The sequence below is a fragment of the Pedobacter sp. 10L46_2 genome (assembly GCF_056395165.1).
In genome coordinates, this window is sequence record NZ_JBFTIZ010000394.1 from 1 (window position 1) to 3,309 (window position 3,309).

Consider the following 3,309-nt stretch of genomic DNA (forward strand, 5'->3'; position numbering starts at 1 on the left):
GTCCTTAGGTGTTTCGGTCACCTTTGGAACAGCACCGTACATACGTACCAAATAAAAATAATACAATGCCCTTAACGTACGTACTTCGGCCAGCATGTTGGTTTTCTCCTCATCTGTTAGGCCTGTAGCATTAATGGCTGGTATTTTTTGAATAGCCAGATTACACGCACCAATACCAAGGTAAAGCTGTCTCCACCATGTGTCGAAATAAAATGAGGTTGCATTGTAAGATAAATTAGAAAAATTAACGAAGCCCGTTTGGCCCAGATCGCTATTTGCTTTACCGGTTACAAACTCCATTAGATTCCAGGTATTACCTCCATAAGATGAAGGTTGGCCTGCTAATAAGCCCTGCAAATTTTGATAACCTGCATTTGCAAACCCTCTGGCCACTTTTTCGCTTGACAAGTCAGATTCTGGTGTCAGAAAATAAGTGGGTTTTTCTTCCAGAAACTTTTTGCAAGAGCACGTAAGTAATATACATGCTACCAATATTATATTTTTTATCGTTTTCATATGAGTAAATTTTAGAATGATGCCTGTAAACCAAGATTCCATACACGCGGACGAGGATTAGAAAAGAAATCCAAATTTTGAGAAAATGCTGAGTTAGAACCGTAACCAGAATTAAACGTATCTACCTCAGGGTCATATCCGGTATATTTTGTTATGAGAAATAAGTTCTGAACACTGGCATAAACGCGCAAGCGACTAAGATGTAATTTACTTACTGTAGCCGAAGGCAAACTAAAGCCTAACATAAAGTTCTGGCCACGTATAAATGAACCATCTTCTACCCACCAGGTATCAAAATGAGAATCCTGAGCAAATCTGTAATTACGAACCTGAGAAACAGAGGTGTTCTGATTTGTTGGAGTCCATGCATTTAACACAGTTGCCAGACTATTTGAAAGTGTTTGCCTGTCTTCAACCGAGTGTTTAAAGTTAGCAGCAGTATTTACACCTTGAACAAAGCGGATATCAAATGCAAAATCCCAGTTTTTATATTTAAAATTACTACTGAAATTTCCGGTCCATTTTGGATAAGCCTGGCCAATGATGCTGTAATAATTACTACCATCTGGGTTGTAAATGTATTTTCTATCCCCAGGTTTTAAATTATGTGCCGCGGCTTCAGCGCTTTCAGAATCGCTATACGTTCCAAGACKGGTCATTCCATAAAAAGATCCGATGGGCTCACCTACTCTGATCACGAAATTTTCGCCCAGGAAGTTTGGTCCAGGGAAGATATCGGCGTTGCCATCATTCAGTTTCAGTACTTTGTTTTTATTGCTTGAAAACAGGAAGGTTGTTGACCACTCAAAATCTTCATTTTTAACATTGACTGTATTTAAGCTTAACTCAATTCCTGAATTCCTTACTGAACCTACGTTTTTGTAAACGTTGGCATTTACCTCGCCGGCCGACCATGGGATTGGTGTTTGAAGTAAAAGGTCTTTGGTTACTCTGTTGTAATAATCAGCAGTAAGATTAACACGATCCTCAAATAGCCCTAACTCCAATCCTCCATCTGCTTGTATTGATCTTTCCCATTTTAAATCTGGGTTACCAATATAACTAGGGAGCAATGTAGACTGAGCTGCACCATTCAAAACAGTTGTATTTGGTTGAATTTGTGCAAGAGAACGCGCCTGCCCTATTTCCTGGTTACCAGATGTACCATAACTTGCCCGTATTTTCAAATTAGAAATTGACTTGTTATCCTTTAAAAAATCTTCCTGCGAAATACGCCACGCAGCACCTACAGACGGGAAGAATGCATATTTATTGTTCTTTCCAAACCTGGAAGACCCATCATAACGACCTGTTGCAGTAAACAAATATTTCTCGTCTATATTATAGGTAAGACGAGCGTAGAAAGAAGCAAGGGACGACTGATCATCTTGAGATTCGTTGGCACTTTTAACCGAGCCGGCTTGTTGATAATGCCATTGGAAAATATCATCAATAAATGATTGCGTTTCTGAACGGACTCTTTCATAACCGGTTCTTTGAAAAGATACCCCAAGTAATGCGGTTAATTTTTGTTTGTCGTTTATCTGCTTGTTCCAGGTTAAGTAGTTTTCTGTTTGCCAGTAATAGTTTAGGTATGAATTAATATTGGCTACCCCTCCCTGATCCTGCGATAAGTGAGGTAAATTTAAAGAAGAATAAAAGTTATTCTTCTGTCCACTTAGGTTATATCCAAAGTCAGTTTTAAAATCAAGATCTTTGGTAAGATGTAATACCGCATATACATCGCCAAGCATCTGCATATTGTTATTGATGGTATATCTTTCGTTAGCAATGTGAACAGGATTTGGAGCACCTTCTAGTCCGGCAATATCAAAATTTCCTGCCCATGATCCATCCGGATATTTTACCGGAACAATAGGCACTTCTTCTGTTACTGCCCTGGGAACGTTTAAGCTACCATTTCCGTCGGTTACTAAACGCTGGGAACTTCTGATCAGGTTTATGTTTCCACCTATTTTGAGCCAGTCTTTAACATCATTATCCATTGTCATTTTTACAGAATAGCGTTTAAACGCTGAGGTTGGCGCCAAACCATTCTGATCCAGGTAACCTAAAGACAAACTGTAAACTGATTTTTCGTTACCACCCTGGATATTCAACTGGTGACTTTGCGAAAAAGCAGGTTTATAAGTTTCTTTTTCCCAGTTTGTATCATAAATTGGTTTATCGTTCGTATCAAAAAGTAATGGAAAATTAGCATGATTTAGTTCTACCGGAGGTGCCCAAACTGCGCCAGCGGGATCAAACTTTTGACCATTTGCAAAAGACTCGTTGTATATTTTCACAAACTGTTCAGAATTTAATGTAGGTAAATGCCTGTATAGCTCACTTATGTTCATATTGTTTTCATAAGAAACAGTGGCATCACCCTTTTTCCCACGTTTTGTGGTAATCATAATTACACCATTTGCACCTCTTGATCCATAAATAGCTGTTGATGAAGCGTCTTTTAGTACCTCAACCGAAGCTACATCCAAAGGGTTAACAGAGTTTGGATCTACGCCAACTACCCCATCAATTACATACAATGGATCTATGTTGGAGTTAATTGAGCCAATACCCCTTACCCTTACCTTTGCGGCCGCACCCGGAGCAGCACTGTTAATACTAACCTCTACACCGGTAACTTTACCCTGCAAAGCCTGAGATATATTAGCCACAGGTTTATCCATCAGTTGCTCGCCTTTAACTGTAACTACAGCACCCGTAAGGTCAGATTTTTTTACAGTACCGTATCCAATTACCACAACCTCATTTAAACCGCTTGAGGAT

At 39.3% G+C, this 3,309-nt stretch carries 2 protein-coding genes; both read right to left on the minus strand.

Going from position 1 to position 3,309, the window contains the following annotated elements; all coding sequences use genetic code 11:
• A partial coding sequence (locus tag AC1DDX_RS25635; protein WP_477622842.1) for a RagB/SusD family nutrient uptake outer membrane protein occupies positions 1 to 516 on the minus strand: 516 nt, incomplete at its 3' end.
• 11 nt (positions 517 to 527) lie between these two features.
• Positions 528 to 3,309: SusC/RagA family TonB-linked outer membrane protein (locus AC1DDX_RS25640; RefSeq protein ID WP_477622843.1), on the minus strand; the 2,782-nt coding region annotated here is incomplete at its 5' end.